General features: G+C 61.5%; 19 protein-coding genes. 12 read left to right on the top strand and 7 right to left on the bottom strand.

Features of this window, described 5'->3' with window-relative positions; all coding sequences use genetic code 11:
- Window positions 1-58 precede the first annotated feature (58 nt).
- On the top strand, window positions 59-955 hold the full coding sequence (locus tag LOY31_RS23025) for a helix-turn-helix domain-containing protein (protein ID WP_221533561.1): 897 nt from the start codon (window positions 59-61) through the stop codon (window positions 953-955).
- 100 nt (window positions 956-1055) lie between these two features.
- Here LOY31_RS23025 and LOY31_RS23020 read toward each other — a convergent pair whose 3' ends face one another.
- Both LOY31_RS23020 and LOY31_RS23015 read right to left on the bottom strand, forming a co-directional pair.
- Entirely contained in the window at window positions 1056-1232 is a 177-nt protein-coding gene (locus tag LOY31_RS23020) for a hypothetical protein (RefSeq protein WP_007953274.1), read from the bottom strand.
- An 86-nt stretch (window positions 1233-1318) separates the two neighbouring features.
- A complete protein-coding gene (locus LOY31_RS23015) occupies window positions 1319-2224 on the bottom strand; it encodes a LysR family transcriptional regulator (protein WP_221533562.1) in 906 nt (301 codons plus the stop codon).
- A gap of 115 nt (window positions 2225-2339) precedes the next feature.
- Between LOY31_RS23015 and LOY31_RS23010 the strand changes: the two genes are divergently transcribed.
- Window positions 2340-3218, top strand: coding sequence for an MBL fold metallo-hydrolase (locus LOY31_RS23010; RefSeq protein WP_221533563.1), 879 nt, complete (start codon window positions 2340-2342; stop codon window positions 3216-3218).
- 46 nt (window positions 3219-3264) lie between these two features.
- A complete protein-coding gene (locus LOY31_RS23005) occupies window positions 3265-3879 on the top strand; it encodes an NAD(P)-dependent oxidoreductase (protein WP_221533564.1) in 615 nt (204 codons plus the stop codon).
- Between the two features lie 175 nt (window positions 3880-4054).
- On the opposite strand, the gene LOY31_RS23000 is transcribed toward LOY31_RS23005, so the two are convergent.
- A complete protein-coding gene (locus LOY31_RS23000; protein ID WP_074688417.1) occupies window positions 4055-4933 on the bottom strand; it encodes a LysR substrate-binding domain-containing protein in 879 nt (292 codons plus the stop codon).
- A 139-nt stretch (window positions 4934-5072) separates the two neighbouring features.
- On the opposite strand from LOY31_RS23000, the gene LOY31_RS22995 reads away from it, so the two are divergent.
- From LOY31_RS22995 to LOY31_RS22970, 6 genes are all read left to right on the top strand, one after another.
- Window positions 5073-6710, top strand: a complete 1638-nt coding sequence (locus LOY31_RS22995; protein ID WP_127799643.1) for a 5-guanidino-2-oxopentanoate decarboxylase — start codon at window positions 5073-5075, stop codon at window positions 6708-6710.
- Complete coding sequence (locus tag LOY31_RS22990) at window positions 6707-8158, top strand: aldehyde dehydrogenase family protein (protein ID WP_221533565.1); 1452 nt, start codon at window positions 6707-6709, stop codon at window positions 8156-8158. The genes LOY31_RS22995 and LOY31_RS22990 overlap by 4 nt, the downstream gene beginning before the upstream one ends.
- Before the next feature lie 217 nt (window positions 8159-8375).
- Window positions 8376-9479: an extracellular solute-binding protein gene (locus LOY31_RS22985; RefSeq protein ID WP_064599076.1), complete on the top strand. Its 1104-nt coding sequence runs from the start codon at window positions 8376-8378 to the stop codon at window positions 9477-9479.
- 183 nt (window positions 9480-9662) lie between these two features.
- A complete protein-coding gene (locus tag LOY31_RS22980; RefSeq protein ID WP_085606686.1) occupies window positions 9663-10571 on the top strand; it encodes an ABC transporter permease in 909 nt (302 codons plus the stop codon).
- On the top strand, window positions 10568-11416 hold the full coding sequence (locus tag LOY31_RS22975; protein ID WP_085606684.1) for an ABC transporter permease: 849 nt from the start codon (window positions 10568-10570) through the stop codon (window positions 11414-11416). Before LOY31_RS22980 ends, LOY31_RS22975 begins: the two co-directional genes overlap by 4 nt.
- Before the next feature lie 16 nt (window positions 11417-11432).
- Window positions 11433-12488 carry an ABC transporter ATP-binding protein gene (locus LOY31_RS22970; protein WP_221533566.1) on the top strand — a complete coding sequence of 352 codons (1056 nt, stop codon included), beginning with the start codon at window positions 11433-11435 and terminating at the stop codon, window positions 12486-12488.
- Here LOY31_RS22970 and LOY31_RS22965 read toward each other — a convergent pair whose 3' ends face one another.
- Window positions 12489-13418: an AraC family transcriptional regulator gene (locus LOY31_RS22965; RefSeq protein WP_085606682.1), complete on the bottom strand. Its 930-nt coding sequence runs from the start codon at window positions 13416-13418 to the stop codon at window positions 12489-12491.
- A 335-nt stretch (window positions 13419-13753) separates the two neighbouring features.
- On the opposite strand from LOY31_RS22965, the gene LOY31_RS22960 reads away from it, so the two are divergent.
- Window positions 13754-14107, top strand: coding sequence for a putative quinol monooxygenase (locus tag LOY31_RS22960; RefSeq protein ID WP_007960171.1), 354 nt, complete (start codon window positions 13754-13756; stop codon window positions 14105-14107).
- Between the two features lie 43 nt (window positions 14108-14150).
- Entirely contained in the window at window positions 14151-14393 is a 243-nt protein-coding gene (locus LOY31_RS22955) for a hypothetical protein (RefSeq protein WP_007960172.1), read from the top strand.
- Window positions 14394-14397: 4 nt separating this feature from the next.
- Here LOY31_RS22955 and LOY31_RS22950 read toward each other — a convergent pair whose 3' ends face one another.
- Together LOY31_RS22950 and LOY31_RS22945 are read right to left on the bottom strand one after the other, a co-directional pair.
- Entirely contained in the window at window positions 14398-15027 is a 630-nt protein-coding gene (locus LOY31_RS22950) for a flavin reductase family protein (RefSeq protein ID WP_221533567.1), read from the bottom strand.
- A gap of 158 nt (window positions 15028-15185) precedes the next feature.
- A complete protein-coding gene (locus tag LOY31_RS22945; RefSeq protein ID WP_221533568.1) occupies window positions 15186-15503 on the bottom strand; it encodes a hypothetical protein in 318 nt (105 codons plus the stop codon).
- A 348-nt stretch (window positions 15504-15851) separates the two neighbouring features.
- Between LOY31_RS22945 and LOY31_RS22940 the strand changes: the two genes are divergently transcribed.
- Window positions 15852-16610, top strand: coding sequence for a hypothetical protein (locus LOY31_RS22940; RefSeq protein ID WP_085606676.1), 759 nt, complete (start codon window positions 15852-15854; stop codon window positions 16608-16610).
- Window positions 16611-16672: 62 nt separating this feature from the next.
- Here LOY31_RS22940 and LOY31_RS22935 read toward each other — a convergent pair whose 3' ends face one another.
- On the bottom strand, window positions 16673-17992 hold the full coding sequence (locus LOY31_RS22935; protein WP_007960177.1) for an MFS transporter: 1320 nt from the start codon (window positions 17990-17992) through the stop codon (window positions 16673-16675).
- Between the last annotated feature and the right edge of the window lie 125 nt (window positions 17993-18117).

Below are 18117 nucleotides of genomic sequence, written 5' to 3'. Positions count from 1 at the left end.
TACATTCTGCCAATCGGTGCGATTATCGCCCGCAAACCTCGAGGCCTGGATTGAAGTGATGAACAAGCCTGACCTGCCTTCGATTCCGGTGTTCAAGCTCTACGGTGAAAGCCTGGACTGGCCGACCCCTGACTTGCTGCACTGTGAAACCATTTCCAAACGCAGCCGCGAACACCAATGGGAAATCAAACCCCACCGCCACGCCGATTTGTGCCAGTTGCTCTTCGTATTCAAAGGTCAGGCAGAGCTTGAAATCGAAGGCCAACGCACGCAACTGAACGAAGCCGCGATCCAGATCCTGCCGCCGTTATCGGTGCATGGATTCCGTTTTTCCGAGGACGTCGAAGGATTTGTCGTCACCCTCGCCACACCGTTGATCAACCATTTGCAGGCGCAACTGGGCAGCGCGGTGCAGGCCCTGGCCCAGGCCGAAAGCTATCCGGCGGGCAAGGACGCGGAGTACCTCAACAGTTTGTTTGCCGCGTTGCAGGCCGAGTACAACGGCCATCAACCGGCGCGTGAAATGCTCATGCATTCGCTGGTCAGCGTGATCATGGTCTGGGTCAGCCGTCAGGCGATCCACCGCCACAACGCCACGCTACGCCCGCAGCGTCAGCGCGAATACCTCAACGGGTTCATTCAACTGGTCGAAGAAACCTACCGCCAGCACGTCAAGGTCGAAGACCTGGCCCATCGCCTGGGGATTTCCGTCTCGCACCTCAACGGCACCTGCCGTGAACTGGCGGGGCAGCCGGCGTTGCAGATCATGCACGAGCGTCAATTGCTGGAAGCCAAGCGTCTGCTGACTTATACGAGCATGACGATTTACGAGATGTCCGAGGTGTTGGGGTTTTCCGATCCGACCAACTTCACGCGCCTGTTCCGGCGCCGGGTGGGGATCTCGCCAAAGGCGTTCCGCGACCGACTCAAATCCGAACAACAAGAGAGTGAATAGGTGGGAGCGAGCTTGCTCGCGAAGACGGTGTATCAGCCGGCAGTTTTGCCACCTGACACGCCGCCTTCGTGAGCAAGCTCACTCCCACAGACGTCCTGCGTCAGCGCAGGGCGTTGAGGGTGGCGTTGTGAGGGATGCAGCGCTCGAAGTTGCAGCTCGCGTATTCACGGGGCAGTTGCCGCAACTGCTCCACGCGCCACGCCGCGGTGCCATACAGCGCCAGCGTGGCCGCGCAGGTGATGAAAATCGCGAGGTATCTTCTTGTTCTGGTGTTCATGGCGTTGACCTCTGAACGAATACCCTTGGGTACTACTTTCAGCATAGGTCAGCGCCGTGGAGTTGCCAGCGGCTATGCGAACGGGATTACAGCCCGATATCCCATTGCGGGTTTTCGGGAAAACGCTGCACCAGAAAATCCAGCATGCAGCGCAGCGCCGCCGGCATGTGCTTGCGCGAGGCGTACACGGCGTAGATGTTCATCTGTCGCGGCTCGGCGTGGGGCAGCAGGCGAACCAGTTCGCCGCTGTGCACATGCACCCCGGCCTGATAGGTCGGCAGCATCGCCACGCCGGCGCCGGCCAGGGTCGCGCGCAGCAGGGTGCTGGCCTCGTTGGCGCTGATGTTGCCCTGCACCGGCACCGAGACCGGTTCGCCATCTTCCTCGAAATGCCACAGGCTCTTGCCGAAATAGGAATGGGTCAGGCAGTTGTGCCGGCTCAGATCTTCAACCCGCTGCAGCTGCGGATGTTCCTGCAGATAGGCGGGCGCGGCGCAGACCACCGAACGGCAGACCGTCAGGCGCCGGGCGATCAGGTTGGGGTCGAGGTCGTTGCTGGTGCGGATCGCCAGGTCGATGCGCTCGTCCACCAGGTTCACGGTGCGATCGAGCATTTGCAGATCGATGTTCACCCCCGGATACGCTTTGACGAACGCCGCCACGGCATCGGCCAGTTGCGCCTGACCGAAAGAGGTACTGACGCTGATCCGCAGCAAACCCCGTGGCGCATCGGCAGGTTCGCTGACGGCGGCCTGCATGTCGCCGGACAGCTCCAGCATCTGCCGGCAGCGCGGCAGGATTTCGTTGCCGGCGGCGGTCAGGCTCAACTTGCGCGTGGTGCGGTGCATCAGGCGCGCGCCGACCCAGTCTTCCAGTTCCGCCAGATAGCGCGACACTACCGGGCGCGACAGGTCCAGGTGATCGGCCGCCGCCGACTGGCTGCCCAGATCCACTACCGTGACAAACACCCGCATTGCTTGGAGACGATCCATGATTTGCCCGCTTTCAGAAACAAACTATGTTCAAGCATCGCATTTTTTGTAACGAGTCTGGCAACTAAGCTCTGTCCCCATCGCCAAGCACGGCATTCGAACAGCGGAGCAACCCATGATCGGCTTCACCATCCTCAAGCGCGTTTTACTGGCCACCGCCACCCTCGGTTTTGCTGCCCATGCAGCGGCCGCGAATCTGACCCTCGACGTTTACAACCCGGGCACCAACGCGATCTTCCCGGTGACTTCGGTGCTGGTCAGCGGTGAGAAAGACGCGATTCTGGTGGACGCGCAATTCGGCAAATCCCAGGCCGAGCAAGTGGTGGAGAAGATCCGCGCCAGCGGCAAGCAACTGACCACCATCTACATCAGCCACGGTGACCCGGATTACTACTTCGGTCTCGACACCCTGACCAAAGCCTTCCCGGATGCCAAGGTGCTGGCCTCGCAACCGACCGTTGATCACATCAAAAAAACCGTCGACGGTAAACTCGCCTTCTGGGGCCCGAAAATGGGCGCCGACGTGCCGGCCAAAACCATCGTGCCGGGCGTGCTCAAGGGCGACAGCCTGATGCTCGAAGGTCAGAAACTGCAGGTGGTCGGCCTGGAAGGCAAACAACCGGATCGCAGCTTCGTGTGGATTCCTTCGTTGAAAGCCGTGGTCGGTGGTGTGGTCGTCGCCGAGAACATCCACGTGTGGATGGCCGACACCCAGACTGCGCAATCCCACGCCGACTGGCTGGAAACCCTGCACTCGATCGAAACCCTGAAACCGAAAACCGTGGTGCCGGGTCACTACCTGGGTGACAGCGCCCGTTCGCTGGCGGCCGTGAAATTCACCGCCGACTACATTAAGGCTTTCGACGCAGAAACCGCCAAGGCCAAGGACTCTGCCGCGCTGATCGCCGCGATGAAAAAACGCTACCCGACACTGGGCGAAGAAAGCTCGCTGGAGCTGAGCGCGAAAGTCGCCAAGGGCGAAATGCAGTGGTAACCCGATTCTGAAAAACGCAGCACTCTCAAGCCAACTGGAGAATGTCATGAGCAAGATCGCAATCATTGGTGCCACCGGCCGTGCCGGCAGCCAACTGCTGGAAGAAGCCCTGCGTCGCGGCCACAGCGTCACCGCCATCGCTCGGGATACCTCGAAGATCGGCGCCCACGCCGGTGTGGTCAGCAAGAATGTCGACGTGCTGGACGCCGCCGCGTTGCAGGACGCCGTCGCCGGTCACGATGTGGTGATCAGCGCCGCGCATTTCGCCACGGTACCGGCCAGCGCGCTGATCGGCCCGGTGAAACAGGCCGGGGTGAAACGTCTGCTTGTGGTCGGTGGTGCCGGTTCGCTGTTGCTGCCGGACGGCACTCGCGTGATCGACAGCGCCGGTTTCCCGGCCGAGTACAAGGCTGAGGCCAGTGCTGGTGCGGCGTTCCTTGATGCGCTGCGTCAGGAGAAGGAACTGGACTGGACGTTCCTGTCGCCTTCGGCGCTGTTTGTCGAAGGCGAGCGCACCGGCAAGTTCCGTATCGGCAAGGATGACTTGCTGGTGAGTGCTGATGGTCAGAGCTCGATTACCTTTGCCGATTACGCGATTGCGCTGATCGACGAAGTGGAAACGCCGAAGCATTCGCGTCAGCGGTTTACGGTCGGTTACTGACCGTATTGATCGTTCCCACGTCGAGGCGTCGAACCGTCCGCGTGGGAACGCCTCATTGGACGCTCCGCGTCCGCTTCGGCATGGGACGCGGAGCGTCCCGAGCTGCATTCCCACGCGGAGCGTGGGAACGATCAAAGAAGGGGAGCGTGGGAACGATCATCAGGTGAGGCCGGGCTCAACGCGTATGAGCCTGCTCAACCAACCACCCCATCAATTCCTGCAATTTCGCCGACGGCTCCGACGCCGGCGCCACGATGTAATAACCCAATCCCGTCTTCACCTTCAGATCGAACGGCATCACCAGTCGCCCGGCGTTCAAGTCGTCGCCGATCAGTGACCAGTCGCCGATCGCCACCCCCGTCCCGTGGGACGCCATCGACATCGCCTGATCCAGCGTCTCGAAATGCTGACCGCTGGCGATGTTGCTCAAATGCAGTTCGGCGGCTTCGAGCCAGAGTGTCCAGTCGTCATCCGTGTGAGTCGGGTGCAGCAACAGATGCTGTTGCAAGTCTGCCGGTGTGTGCAGGGCCGGCCCACCGTTGAGCAGCGTCGGCGAGCAGACCGGCGTCAGTTGCTCATCGAACAGATGCAAGGTCGCAGGCGAATCGTGGGGCGCGGTGCCATAGATCACCGCCGCGTCGAACTGCTCGCGATGAAAATCCACCCCGTGTTGCAGCGACGCCGTGAGTTTCACCGGCACGTCCGGGCGCTCGCGCTGCCATTGCAGCAGGCGTGGCAACAACCAGCGCATCACGCAGCTCGGCGCCTTGAGTTGCAGGGTCTCGCGCTTGGCGCCGATCTGCTCCACCGAGTCGCCGATCAGGCTGAACACCTGCTGCACCCGTGGCAGCCATTCGCGACCTTCGGCCGTCAGCTCCAGGCCCCGGGCCAGGCGAATGAACAGCTCATAACCCAGATGCTCCTCCAGCCCGGCGATCTGCCGGCTCACCGCACCCTGAGTGATGTGCAACTGCTCGGCGGCCCGGGTGAAGTTGCAGCACTGCGCGGTAATCAGAAACGTATGCAGGGCGGGCAGGGGAGGCAGTCGTTTCATGTGGATCCAAGGTATGACGTGAGGACATGGCTAGTATGAGCTTTTATCGATTGTTGCGGCTACGGGTCGCCCGTTTCAATGAGGCCAATCACCGGTTCCTTTAAAGCCCGGTGCCTCAACGAACAAGAAGGGCAAAGACATGGCGACGTGTGGCGAAGTACTGGTCAAGTTACTCGAAGATTATGGGGTCGAGCAGGTGTTCGGCATTCCCGGGGTGCATACCGTGGAGCTGTATCGCGGGCTGGCCCGTTCGAGCATCAACCACGTCACCCCGCGCCATGAACAGGGCGCCGGCTTCATGGCCGACGGCTACGCCCGCACCAGCGGCAAACCGGGTGTGTGCTTCATCATTACCGGCCCGGGCATGACCAACATCACCACCGCCATGGGCCAGGCGTACGCCGATTCGATCCCGATGCTGGTGATCTCCAGCGTGCAGTCGCGCAGTCAACTGGGCGGCGGTCGCGGCAAGCTGCATGAACTGCCGAACCAGAGCGCACTGGTCGGCGGCGTGGCGGCGTTCTCCCACACGCTGATGTCGGCGTCCGAATTACCGGGCGTATTGGCCCGTGCTTTCGCGCTGTTCCAGGCCGGACGTCCGCGTCCGGTGCACATCGAAATTCCGCTGGACGTACTGGTCGAAGAGGCCGACGAACTGCTGACCAGCGTGCCGGTCAACATCGACCGTGCCGGTGCTGCGCCGGCCGCCGTGAGCCGCATGACTGAACTGCTGGCCGGCGCCCAGCGTCCGCTGATCCTCGCCGGTGGCGGCGCCATCGATGCGGCTGCCGAGCTCACCGAACTGGCCGAACTGCTCGACGCACCGGTGGCCCTGACCATCAACGCCAAAGGCATGCTGCCGTCGAGCCATCCGCTGTTGATCGGTTCGACTCAGAGCCTGGTGGCGACCCGCGCTTTGGTGGCCGATGCCGACGTGATCCTGGCGATCGGCACCGAATTGGCGGAAACCGACTACGACGTGACCTTCGCCGGCGGTTTCGAAATCCCCGGCAAGCTGCTGCGCGTGGACATCGATCCAGACCAGACCGTGCGTAACTACCCGCCTCACGTGGCGCTGGTGGCCGACTCGCGCAACGCCGCACAAGCGCTGCTCAGTGCGCTGTCGCACAAGCCGCTGGCCGAGCGCCGCAACGATTGGGGTCAGGTACGCGCCGCCCGTCTGCGTGAAGACCTGGCCGCGACCTGGGATGCACCAACGCTGGCCCAGACCCGTTTCCTCGAAACCGTGCTGCACGAATTGCCGAACGCGGTGTTCGTCGGTGACTCCACGCAACCGGTATACACCGGCAACCTGACGTTCAACCCGGAGCGTCCGCGCCGCTGGTTCAACTCGTCCACCGGTTACGGCACCCTCGGTTACGCCTTGCCGGCGGCGATTGGCGCGTGGCTTGGCGGCAACCTCGAACACGGCGCTCGTCCGCCGGTGGTGTGCCTGATCGGTGACGGCGGTCTGCAATTCACCCTGCCGGAACTGGCCAGCGCCGTCGAAGCGCGCACGCCGGTGATCATCCTGCTGTGGAATAACCAGGGTTACGAAGAGATCAAGAAATACATGGTCAACCGCGCCATCGAGCCGGTGGGCGTGGATATCTATACCCCGGATTTCATCGGTGTGGCCAAGGCCCTGGGTTGTGCAGCAGAAGCGATCAGCTCCGCCGAACACCTGCGCGGTGCACTGCGCGCCGCCACCGATCGTCAGGGCCCGACCCTGATCGAAATCGACCAGACCCAATGGATGAAGGCGGTGGCCCAATGATCAATTTCCCGACCACACTCGACGGCCTGTACATCAACGGCCAATGGTCCGCCGGCCGCGAACACCTGCGCGTGATCAACCCGGCCACCGAAGCGCTGCTGACCACGGTCAATGGCGGTGACGAAAGCGCCGTCAACCAGGCGGTAGCGGCAGCGACCGAAGCTTTTAAAGGCTGGTCGAAAACCACCGGTGCCGAGCGCGCGGCGATCCTGCGCAACATCGCCAATGGTGTGCGCAACGGCCGCGAACATCTGATGAAGTTGCAGTCGAGCAACAACGGCAAACCGCAGTTCGAAGCGGGCATCGATGTCGACGACGTGATCGCCACGTTCGAGTACTACGCCGAACTCGCCGAAGGCCTCGACGCCAAACTCGACAGCAATGTGCCGCTGCCCAGCGACGATTTCAGCGCACGTCTGCGCCGCGAGCCGTGCGGTGTGGTCGGTCTGATCGTGCCGTGGAATTTCCCGATGGTCACCACCGCGTGGAAACTCGCCCCGGCCCTGGCCGCCGGGTGCTGCGTGGTGCTCAAGCCGTCGGAAGTCACGCCGCTGCCGGAGCTGGAACTGGCGACCATCATCGCTGAATCCGGTCTGCCAAAAGGCGTATTCAACCTGGTGTGCGGCACCGGTCTGGCGGTCGGTGCGCCGCTGTCGGCGGACCCGCGCATCACCAAGGTTTCCTTCACCGGCAGCAACGCCGTCGGTGTGCAAGTGATGCAGCGCGCCGCTGAAACCGTGAAGGGCGTGAGCCTGGAACTGGGCGGTAAATCCTCGCTGCTGATTCTGGAAGACGCCGACCTTGATCTGGCGGTGGAGCTGGCCTGCGGTGGCGGTTTCTTCAACGCCGGGCAGATGTGCTCGGCCACCAGCCGGGTGCTGGTTGCCGATGAAATCGCCGATGAGTTCCTGATTCGTCTGAAGGCCCGCGCGGAAAAAATCCGTGTGGCCGACCCGTTCGATCCTGAAGTCGAGATGGGCGCGCTGGTCAATCAGGCGCAGTACCAGCGAGTGCTCGGTCACATCGACCGTGGTTTGAGTGCCGGTGCCAAGCTGATTTGTGGCGGCAATCGTCCCGCGGATCTGCCGCGCGGATATTTCTTGCAGCCGACGATCTTCACCGAAGTGCCCCTCGACAGTGCGCTGTGGTGTGAAGAGATCTTCGGCCCGGTGATCTGCGTGCGCAGTTTCGCTACGGAAGCGGAGGCGATTGCCCTGGCCAACGACAGTCAGTTCGGTCTGGTCGCCAGTGTCGTCACGCGCAATGCCGAGACCGCGGATCGGGTCGCCAACGCCTTGCAGGCGGGGCTGGTGTGGCTCAACGCGCCGCAGGTGATCTTCCCGCAGACGGCGTGGGGCGGCTACAAACAAAGCAGCATCGGCCGCGAGTTGGGCCCGTGGGGTCTGGCGGCATTTCAGGAAATCAAGCACGTGATCCGCGCGCTCTGAATGCCCGAAAAAGGTCAGCGCATGCCTCGCAACGAGGCATGCGCCGGCGTCATGGCTCCAATGAGTTTTTATCGATAGTCAGGTGTTTTGCACGACCTCAGGATGAACCCGCAGACCACGCTCAAGCCCTTTGAAACCGGGCGCTTGAGCAATTCCGGTCAGGCAGATGCAAGGGTTGCGATCAGTCTCATACTTACAAGAATAATGGGAGTCCTAAATGGGCGAGCACGATCTGAACAGGCGTCAATTCATCAAAACCGTCGGCGTGGCCTCGGTGGCTGCGGCGGCCATGAGCATGCCCTTCATCCGGGCCAGTGCCAGCGACACCCGCTTTGCCGGCAAGACCCTGCGCCTGCTGACCTGGTCCGATGACACGGGCCTCGCCGCACTGCGCAATATCGCGGCAACCTTCGAAGCCAAGACCGGCGCCAAAGTGATTGCCGACCGCACCGGCAGCACCTCGGAAATGGTCGCCAAACTCAAGGCCGGCGGTGATCGTCCGCAGTACGACATCATCACCCTGGCTGGCGTTGGTGCCGAAGGTCTGGCCGCTGCCGGACTGCTGGAAAAGCCCGATCTCAACCGCATTCCCAACCTGGTCGACGTCCCGGAAAAATACCGCACCGGGGCCAACGGTCACGGCATCGGCTACCTGCTGTGGTGCAACAGTCTGGTCTACAGCACTCGCACCCAGACCACCGCGCCGGACAGTTACGCGGCACTGTGGGACGCCGATCTGGCACCGAACATTTTCCTGCCGCCGCCGAACTGGACCGAGGCCATGGACCTGATCATCATCGCCGCCAAACTGGCCGGTGGTGACGAGCACAACATCGAGCCGGGCTTCAAGAAACTCGCCGAGCTGAAAGACCGCGTGGTGACTCTGGGCGAAAACCCCAACCAGATCGCCGAGCTGTTCCGCACCGGTTCCCTGGACATGGGCGGCCTGTATGCCCCGGCGTTTTTCCCCAAGCAGATTCGCGACCCGAACTATGGCCTGGGCGCCACGTTCGGCATGAAGGAAGGTTTCTACACCGACCTGATGCTCTCGGTAATGCCGAAGAATCGTCCGGGCGACACCGACCTGGCTTACGCCTTCATCGACCACTCCCTCGACCCGCTGGTGCAGGGCAAGATGGCCGAAGACATCTTCAACGGCCCGGTCAACGCCAAGGCGATCATCTCCGCCGAAGCGCGCAAGAGCCCGTTCATCCTCACGCCGGAGCAGATCGCGGAGAAGGCGATCATGCACGACAACGCCTTCCTGGCGACCGTGCATGACCAGTGGATTCGTCGCTACACGGAAATCTTTTCTTCCTGACGCCGTACTTCCAGACACCACAGAAACCTTGTGGGAGCGGGCTTGCTCGCGAATGCAATCTGTCAGTCGCTTCATGGGTTGACTGACCCGCCGCTTTCGCGAGCAAGTCGAAGCGTCGAACCGCCGCTCCCACAGGGCGAGTGGTGTTTGGGAGATTCGTTCTCCATTGACGAGATCATTGCTATGGAACATCAATCCCTGACCCAACCGGTCGGCGCGGGTGACGCGCGCCCGGCGCGCGGTGTTTCGCCGACGGCGCGGGCGTGGTTTTTTCTCACGCCGTCGATGCTGTTTCTCGGCGTGCTGATTGCCGCCAGCCTGCTGGTGCTGCGCATGAGCGTCGGCACCAAGGGTGCGGAGTGGTCCGGTTTCAGCCTGGCCAGTTACGCGCAGTTGCTCGAACCCTACTACCTCAAATCGTTGCTGCTGACCTTGCGTCTGGCGCTGATCAGCGCGGTGATCGCCGTGGTGCTGGCGATCCCGGTGGCGTACACCATGTCGCGCCTGACCTCGCCGTTCGTGCGGCGGATTTTTCTGGCGGCGGTGCTGTTGCCGCTGCTGGTCAACCTGTTGCTGCAAAGCTATGGCTGGCTGGTGATCCTCGGCCCCGGCGGCATGCTCAACCAGACCCTGATGGGCCTCGGTCTGATCAAGCGGCCGATCATGTTGCTGTACAACCAGAACGGCGTGTTGATGGGGCTGGTGCAGACCGCGTTTCCGCTGGCTGTGCTGCCGATTGCCAGCGCCATGCGCGGTGTCGCCCGCAGCTACGAAGAAGCTGCCGCCACCCTCGGCGCCAGTCGTTTTCAAGTGTTCCGCCAAGTGGTGTTGCCGATGAGTCTGCCGGGGATCATCACCGGCGCGACCCTGGTGTTTGCCTACAACGCCAGCAGCTTCGTGGTGCCGTTGCTGCTCGGCGGTCGGCGCGTGCCGATGCTCGCGGTGATGGTGCATGACCAGATCGCCCCGCTGATGAACTGGCCCGCCGCGTCCGCCGCTGGCGTGGTGCTGATTGTCACCACGCTCGCCATCATGACCTTGTCCGAATACATCACCGGCCGCCGTCGCCGTCTGCTGGAGGCTTCGCAATGAGTGCCCTGATCAAGAAGCGTCAGTCGCTGTTGCCGGGCGATACCGGCAAGTTCGCCGGCATCCTGTCCGGGATCATTTTGTTCCTGGCCGTGTTGCCGATCCTGACGATGATCGTGATGTCGTTCAGCGGCGCGTCGAACCTCGACTTCCCGCCGAGCAGCTACAGCCTGCAGTGGTACCAAGCGGCGTGGCACACCTTCGTTTCGCCCGATGCCAGCGATGTGCTGAGCCTCGGCCAGGCAATGGGCACCAGTTTGCTGGTGTCATGCCTGACGATGATTTTCGCCACGCTGATCGCGGTGCCGGCGGCTTACGCGCTGACCCGTTGCGAGTTCCGTGGCAAGGGCGTGGCGCTGCAATTGATGTCGCTGCCGCTGGTGTTCCCGATGGTAGTGCTGGGGCTGGCCTTGCTGCTGGTGTTCGACAGCCTGCCGTTCCACATGACCACCTCGCGGCTGGTGATCGCCCACGTGATTCTGGCGCTGCCGTTCGTGGTGAAGAACTGCACGGCGGCCATGCTTTCCATCGGCAGCGAAGTCGAGGAAGCCGCGCAGATGCTCGGCGCCTCGCCATTGCGCGCCATCGTCGATGTGGTGGTACCGCTGATGAAATCGGGGATTCTGGCGGGGATGCTGCTGGCGTTCATCGTCTCGTTCAACGAATTCACCGTGACCTATTTCCTCTACACCATCGACGTCATGACCGTGCCGATCTGGATGTACAGCCGCACCGTGTCATCGCTCGACCCTACCGTGTTCTCGTTTGCCGTGCTGATCGTGCTGATCGACTTCGTCCTGATCTGGGCGCTGGAGAAGCTGGTGGGCGAGGGCGGCGTTTCCTTCTGATTTTGAGGTGATTTTTATGTCTGGTCTGATTCTGGAAAACGTCGAGAAACATTACGGCTCGGCCTGCGCGGTGAAAGATGTCAACCTGCATTTGCCCGAGGGCAAACTGGTGTGCTTCCTCGGCCCGTCGGGCTGCGGCAAGACCACCTTGCTGCGAATGATCGCCGGGCTGGAAACCCTCACCGGCGGCGAGATCCGCTTGGGCGGCGAGGACATCGGCCACACCCCGGCGCACCTGCGCAACTTCGGCATGGTGTTTCAGTCGCTGGCGCTGTTCCCGCACATGACGGTGGGCGAGAACATCGCCTATCCGCTGAAACTGCGCGGTGTGAGCAAGGCCGATCAACAGGCGCGGGTGGTGGAGTTGCTGGAGCTGATCCAACTGCAACCGATGATTGATCGCCCAGTGGCCAAACTCTCCGGCGGCCAGCGTCAGCGAGTGGCGATTGCCCGGGCGATTGCTTCGCACCCGAAAATCCTGTTGCTCGACGAACCGCTGTCGGCGCTGGATGCCAAGTTACGCGAGTCGATGCAGGTGGAAATCCGTCAGTTGCAACAACGCCTGAACATCACCACCATCATGGTCACCCACGATCAACGCGAGGCCATGACCATGGCCGACATCGTGGTGGTCCTCGGTGAGCATCGGGTGCAGCAGGTGGGGACGCCGATTGAAATCTATCGGCATCCGGCCAACGAGTTTGTCGCGGACTTTATCGGCTCCGGCAATATCTTCCCGGCCACCGCGCTGGGCGATGGCAAGGTCGTACTGCCGGGTGGCGATGCACTGCAAGTGCCGATCTGCAGCAGCATCGTGGTCGGGCAGAAAGTGAAGATGTTGATCCGTCCTGAAGACCTGCAACTGTCGGCGCCCCAAGCCACTGCGGGCAATCGCTTGCTGGGCAAGGTGACGTTTGTGCGGGATATCGGCGCGACCATCGAGACCACGGTGGAATGTTCCGGGGTGACCTTCACGGCGCTGAGCACGCCGTGTCAGGGCTTCGGGTTGGGGATCGGGCATCCGGTGTCGGTGACGTTGCCGAGTGAGGCGTGTCGGGTGCTCGGCGCCTGATCAGACACTCAATCGCAGGCGCGCCAGATCCCTCAACGGCGGCGCGCCAAACAACCGGCTGTACTCACGGCTGAACTGCGACGGACTTTCATACCCCACCCGATACCCCGCCGCCGAAGCTTCCAGCCCCTCAGCCAGCATCAAACGCCGCGCCTCCTGCAGGCGCAGTTGCTTCTGATACTGCAACGGACTCATCGCCGTCATCGCCTTGAAACGGTGATGCAAGGTCGAGACGCTGAGGTTCACTTCCTTCGCCAGATCATCGATGCGCAGCGGCTGTTCGAAGTTGCCGTTGAGCCATTTGATCGCCTGGCTGATGCGGTGGCTCTGGCTGTTGGCGATGGCGATTTCGTACAGCCGATGGCCCTGCGGACTGCGCAGCAGGCGATAGAGAATTTCCCGGCGGATCAGCGGCGCGAGCATGGCGATGTCTTTCGGCGCGTCGAGCAGGCGGGCCAGACGCAGCACCGCATCAAGCATCGCGCTGTCGATTTTCTCCACATACAGACCACGCCCGGTCGGACGGGTGGGCACGCCCATCGGGCCGGCATCGGCGATCAGCGCGGTGATTTCCGCCGGATCGATATCAAGGCGCACGGCGAGGATCGGCTCTTCAGGCGAGACATTCACCACCCGACCGCTCAACGGCATCGAGACCGATACCACCAGGTAATTCAGCGGGTCGTAATTGAAGAACTCATCCGCCAGCCGCACCTCTTTGCGACCCTGGGCCATGATGCACAGCGCCGGTTGTGCAAGCACCGGGGCGAAGTCATGGGACTGGGTGTGGCGCGACATGACCAGCGAGCCGACGGCAGTGGCATAACTGCCATCTTCGGACGTGTTGCGGCGAATGATGGCCGCCAGTTCTGCGCGCTGCTTTTCCATGTCGGCATCGGGCGGCGCCTGAAAACGATCGAATGACGTCATGCACAGCCTCCTCGGCAAGGGATGGAATGGGAGCAGAGCATAAGTTTGTGCAAGCGCAAGCGGTAGACACATCCTGCGAAATGCTTGCCTGATCCTGCATGGCGTTGCGTGCCTGCCCAGACATGAAAGGGCGAGCCCTGTAAAACTTGCTCGAAACCGGTGTGACAGGACGGTGACAGCAATTCACGACTTGTTACAGGTCTGCACGACAGTCTCGCAGGATTGTGCAACGCGACGGCAGGAATCGACTAACGGCGAGCAGCGCCCGGCCCTTAACCTTGGATCCTGTCGCAGCCCGTTCCCGGCTGCCACGCGACTCCCTGGGAGGGTTGAACATGTCCAAGCAGATTCCCGTCAGTCATATGGCCTTCGTTCGAGCGCGCGCCGGGCGTTCGGCGGAACTCGGCATGCGCCTGAGCGCCCTGATCGAACCGTCCCGTGCCGCCCCCGGTTGCCTGAGCTTCGCCTTGCAGCATTCGCAGTGTGATCCGGAGTTGTGGCTGGTCTCCGGTTTCTGGAACAACCAGCAATCGATGACCGCGTATTTCAGCAGCCCGTCGATGGAAATCTTTGCCGAGCTGGTGCAGGAGCTGGTGGTCAACAGCCTGGATTTCCACACCTTCAAGGAAGTCTCGGCCGCCCAGGCCGTAGGGCAATGCACTGCGCCGATACACAAACTCGCCGGTTGAATGTTTAATGTCGGGCTTATCCGACTGAGCCAGGACCTGCGATATGGCACGTAAAGAGTTCGAACACTTCGAAGCGGTTTCCGCTGTAGTCCCCGTCGAGTTGGGCGGCAACAAGGGTTATCACGCGGCAATCGCCGTCAAGGCCCTGGTCGACGGCGGCGCACCGCGCTTTCACAAGCTGCTGAACGATCAGGTTTTCCCCGGCGCCATCGCGGCCGATGAAGCCGCGATCAACGAACTGGACAAGCTCAAGGGCGTCACCGACGACGCCGAGCTGATCTGGTAAGCGCTTACTTCGTCGCCCCCGGGCGCCACATCTTGAACAACGCCTCCGGCCCCAGCTGGAAATAGTCCGCCGGCCCGCCGCCCCGCAGAATCGGTTCGGCGGCGGCGGTGTCGTAGATCCCGTCCTTCAACAGCCATTTGGCAATGTGCACGGCGACCACTTCGCCGAGCACCAGCCAGCTCGGCACCGTCTCGCCGTCAGCGCGCTGCAACTGAATGATCTGGGTGACCTTGCACTCGAAGGACACCGGGCTTTCGGCCACGCGCGGCACGGCAATCACCTTCGACGCCACAGTCGTCAGCCCCGCCAGTTCGAATTCGTTGACCTCTGGCCCGACCATCGCGCAGCTCTGGTTCATCTGCTCGGCCAGCGGGCGGGTGGCGAGGTTCCAGACGAATTCGCCGGTCTGCTCGATGTTGTTCAGGCTGTCTTTGCGACCGACGCTGGAGAACCCGATGATCGGCGGAATGTAGTTGAACGCGTTGAAAAAGCTGTAAGGCGCCAGGTTCAGCCGGCCCTCGGCATCCTGCGAAGAAATCCAGCCGATGGGACGCGGGCCGACGATGGCGTTGAACGGATCGTGGGGCAGACCGTGGCCGTTGGCCGGTTCGTAGAAATGGATGTCATCGGGCATGGAGGTGTTCCTGAAGGCTTTCGGAAAGGGCTCATATTGCTGGGGCATTCCCATTATTTCCAGCCAAATGCGGAACCCTGTGGGAGGTCGTGAGATTTTTGTTTTCAGAAATGAACAAGCCCGGCAATGGCCGGGCTTTGGTGTCTGCATTCTGGCGATCAGCTGATGGCTGCAGCAGTACCGGTTTTATCGAAACCGTCAGCTGCGATGGCAGCGGCGGTGCCGGTCTTGTCGAAACCGTCAGCTGCGATAGCCGCAGCAGTGCCGGTTTTATCGAAACCATCCGCAGCAACGGCTCTGCCGACGTTGGTCTTGTCGAAGCCGTCGGCAGCGTAGGCGCCGGTGTGGCTGGTTTCGATGGCAGCGCTGGCGCCGGAAATGAAGTCGGCGGATTTGGTTTTGTCCGAACCGTCGGCGGCGAAAGTGTTGGCGGCCAGTACGGACAGGGTCAGGGCGAGGATCAGTTTGGTTTTCATGGTCGTTCTCCAGATTCGAAATTCGTTGGCGATGTGTTTCGCATGGGGTTCATGCTACGCCAATTAAATTGATTAAAAAGCGCAAAATAATGCTAAAAACAATCGATTAAATTGATATTAAGGGCGACGCATTCAATTCGCTTTCGTCGTCGGAGCGAGCGTCGCGCAGTTAATCGATCAGGTAGGTGCAGGATGCGGCAGGGGCATTAACCGGTGATTAATCGCCGTTTTTTGCGTGTGTGACAGATTTTTCATGGATTCCCGACCGGTTTTTCACCCGAGCAACGCCAGTCTGCCCACGGCTATAAAGCCAAAAACCGGCCGTCACACACTGGAGCGTTGCCCGCGATGAACAAACTGCCTCAAATCACCCTGGCCTTCTGGGTCATGAAAATCTGCGCGACGACCCTGGGGGAAACCGCGGGGGATTTGTTGTCGATGACCCTTAACGTCGGCTACGCCATCAGCTCGCTGATCCTGATCAGCGTGTTTGTCCTGACGCTGATCGCACAACTGATGTCCAAGACTTACAAGCCGTTGCTGTACTGGATCGTGATCCTGTCGACCAGCACCGCCGGCACCACCATGTCCGACTTCATGGACCGCACGCTGGAACTGGGTTACGCCACCGGTTCCATGATCCTGATCGCGATCCTGCTGGCGATCTTCGCGGCTTGGCGCCTGAGCGGCGACTCGCTCAACGTCACCAAGGTGCAGAGCTTTCGCGGCGAGATGTTCTACTGGATGGCGATTCTGTTCTCCAACACCCTGGGCACCGCACTCGGCGATTACCTGGCGGACGACTCCGGCCTGGGCTTTGCCGGTGGCGCGCTGTTGATCGGCTCGGCGATTGGTGTGGTCGTGCTGCTCAAGTACTTCACGAAGATTTCGTCGGTGGCGCTGTTCTGGGTGGCGTTCGTGCTGACCCGACCGTTTGGCGCGACCTTGGGCGACTTGATGACCAAGTCCCATGAGAAAGGCGGACTGGATTTCGGCACCGTCGGTTCGTCGGCGGTACTGGCGGGGATTCTGTTGGTGATGATCGTGGGCGCGTCGTATGCGCAGAAGCGTTATGGCAGCAAACAGGGCGTTGCCGAATTGTCCTGATCGGGAAATCGGACAGAAAAGAAACGCGCGAAGGTCTTGCACCTTCGCGCGTTTTTTTGCGATCAGTCAGTGACGATGCGCGAGTGTTTCTGGGTGTCTTTCATGGTGATGTACACCAACAGAGACACCGCGATGCACGCGGTCACGTACCAGTAGTAACCGGTTTCCATGCCGATGCTCTTGAACCACAGCGCGATGTATTCGGCGGTGCCGCCGAAGATCGACACGGTCAGTGCGTATGGCAGGCCGACGCCCAGGGCGCGGATTTCGGTCGGGAACAGTTCGGCTTTCACCACGGCGTTGATCGAGGTGTAGCCGCTGACGATGATCAGCGCCGCCATGATCAGGAAGAACGCGCCCCACCAGGTCTGGATGGTGTGCAGGGTCATCAGGATCGGCACGGTGAAGATCGTACCGAGCACGCCGAAGGCGATCAGGATCGGACGACGACCGATTTTATCGGACAGGCCGCCGATGATCGGTTGCAGGCACATGAACAGGAACAGCGTGGCGGCAGAAATGGTGGTGGAGTCGGAGATGCTCATGCCGACGGTGTTAACCAGGTATTTCTGCATGTAGGTGGTGTAGGTGTAGAACGCCAGCGTACCGCCCATGGTCAGGCCGACCACGGTGAGCAGTTCCTTTGGATGACGAAGCAAGGTGCGCATCGCGCTTTCCTTGGACTTCTCTTTCTTGGTGAACGACTCGGTTTCTTCCATGCCACGACGCAGGTACAGCGCCACGATTGCGCACAGCGCGCCGATGGCGAACGGAATACGCCAGCCCCACGCGTACAGCTCTTCGGTGGTCAGGAACTGTTGCAGCACGATCAGTACGCCCAGCGCGATGAGCTGGCCGGAAATCAAAGTCACGTACTGGAAGCTGGAGAAGAAGCCGCGACGCTCCTTGGTCGCCATCTCCGACAGGTAGGTCGCCGAAGTGCCGTATTCGCCACCGACCGACAGGCCTTGCAGCAGGCGGGCGAACACCAGCAGGATCGGCGCGCCGACACCGATGGTTTCATAACCCGGGCTCAGGGCGATGATCAGCGAGCCGAAGCACATCAGGTAAACCGAGGCCATCAGGGCTTTTTTGCGTCCGACCTTGTCGGCGTACAGGCCCATCAGCCAGCCACCGATCGGGCGCATCAGGAAGCCCACGGCGAAGATCGCGGCGGTGTTGAGCAGTTGGGCGGTGGTGTCGCCTTTGGGGAAGAAGGCTTTGGCGAAGTACAGCGAGAAGGCGGCATAGACGTACCAGTCGTACCACTCGACCATGTTGCCGACGGAACCGCTGAAGATCGACTTGATGCGACTGGCGGTGGTTCGTTCTTTGGCCGGCACGGCAGCCGACCCAAGGGGCAGGGCGTTGGAGTTATCCATTGAAGGATCCTTCGTTTAATTGTTTTTGTGGAGCGCGTTGAAACGCAGCCTGCGAGGGCTATAGCAGGAGCTGTGCCAACGGGGGGAGGGCCGGTTTAGAGGGGCTGGGGAGATGGGTTGAGCGG

This window comes from Pseudomonas sp. B21-021 (assembly GCF_024749205.1).
Taxonomy (GTDB): Bacteria; Pseudomonadota; Gammaproteobacteria; order Pseudomonadales; family Pseudomonadaceae; genus Aquipseudomonas; species Aquipseudomonas paraglycinae.
The sequence above is the reverse complement of the archived record's forward strand: the minus strand, read 5'-3'. Positions and strand labels throughout refer to the sequence as shown.

What these genes read in the sequence shown, in the direction of transcription:
- LOY31_RS23025 (WP_221533561.1), top strand. Translation starts at nt 59, where the DNA reads ATGAACAAGCCTGACCTGCCTTCGATTCCGGTGTTCAAGCTCTACGGT.
- LOY31_RS23020 (WP_007953274.1), bottom strand. Translation starts at nt 1,232, where the DNA reads ATGAACACCAGAACAAGAAGATACCTCGCGATTTTCATCACCTGCGCG.
- LOY31_RS23015 (WP_221533562.1), bottom strand. Translation starts at nt 2,224, where the DNA reads ATGGATCGTCTCCAAGCAATGCGGGTGTTTGTCACGGTAGTGGATCTG.
- LOY31_RS23010 (WP_221533563.1), top strand. Translation starts at nt 2,340, where the DNA reads ATGATCGGCTTCACCATCCTCAAGCGCGTTTTACTGGCCACCGCCACC.
- LOY31_RS23005 (WP_221533564.1), top strand. Translation starts at nt 3,265, where the DNA reads ATGAGCAAGATCGCAATCATTGGTGCCACCGGCCGTGCCGGCAGCCAA.
- LOY31_RS23000 (WP_074688417.1), bottom strand. Translation starts at nt 4,933, where the DNA reads ATGAAACGACTGCCTCCCCTGCCCGCCCTGCATACGTTTCTGATTACC.
- LOY31_RS22995 (WP_127799643.1), top strand. Translation starts at nt 5,073, where the DNA reads ATGGCGACGTGTGGCGAAGTACTGGTCAAGTTACTCGAAGATTATGGG.
- LOY31_RS22990 (WP_221533565.1), top strand. Translation starts at nt 6,707, where the DNA reads ATGATCAATTTCCCGACCACACTCGACGGCCTGTACATCAACGGCCAA.
- LOY31_RS22985 (WP_064599076.1), top strand. Translation starts at nt 8,376, where the DNA reads ATGGGCGAGCACGATCTGAACAGGCGTCAATTCATCAAAACCGTCGGC.
- LOY31_RS22980 (WP_085606686.1), top strand. Translation starts at nt 9,663, where the DNA reads ATGGAACATCAATCCCTGACCCAACCGGTCGGCGCGGGTGACGCGCGC.
- LOY31_RS22975 (WP_085606684.1), top strand. Translation starts at nt 10,568, where the DNA reads ATGAGTGCCCTGATCAAGAAGCGTCAGTCGCTGTTGCCGGGCGATACC.
- LOY31_RS22970 (WP_221533566.1), top strand. Translation starts at nt 11,433, where the DNA reads ATGTCTGGTCTGATTCTGGAAAACGTCGAGAAACATTACGGCTCGGCC.
- LOY31_RS22965 (WP_085606682.1), bottom strand. Translation starts at nt 13,418, where the DNA reads ATGACGTCATTCGATCGTTTTCAGGCGCCGCCCGATGCCGACATGGAA.
- LOY31_RS22960 (WP_007960171.1), top strand. Translation starts at nt 13,754, where the DNA reads ATGTCCAAGCAGATTCCCGTCAGTCATATGGCCTTCGTTCGAGCGCGC.
- LOY31_RS22955 (WP_007960172.1), top strand. Translation starts at nt 14,151, where the DNA reads ATGGCACGTAAAGAGTTCGAACACTTCGAAGCGGTTTCCGCTGTAGTC.
- LOY31_RS22950 (WP_221533567.1), bottom strand. Translation starts at nt 15,027, where the DNA reads ATGCCCGATGACATCCATTTCTACGAACCGGCCAACGGCCACGGTCTG.
- LOY31_RS22945 (WP_221533568.1), bottom strand. Translation starts at nt 15,503, where the DNA reads ATGAAAACCAAACTGATCCTCGCCCTGACCCTGTCCGTACTGGCCGCC.
- LOY31_RS22940 (WP_085606676.1), top strand. Translation starts at nt 15,852, where the DNA reads ATGAACAAACTGCCTCAAATCACCCTGGCCTTCTGGGTCATGAAAATC.
- LOY31_RS22935 (WP_007960177.1), bottom strand. Translation starts at nt 17,992, where the DNA reads ATGGATAACTCCAACGCCCTGCCCCTTGGGTCGGCTGCCGTGCCGGCC.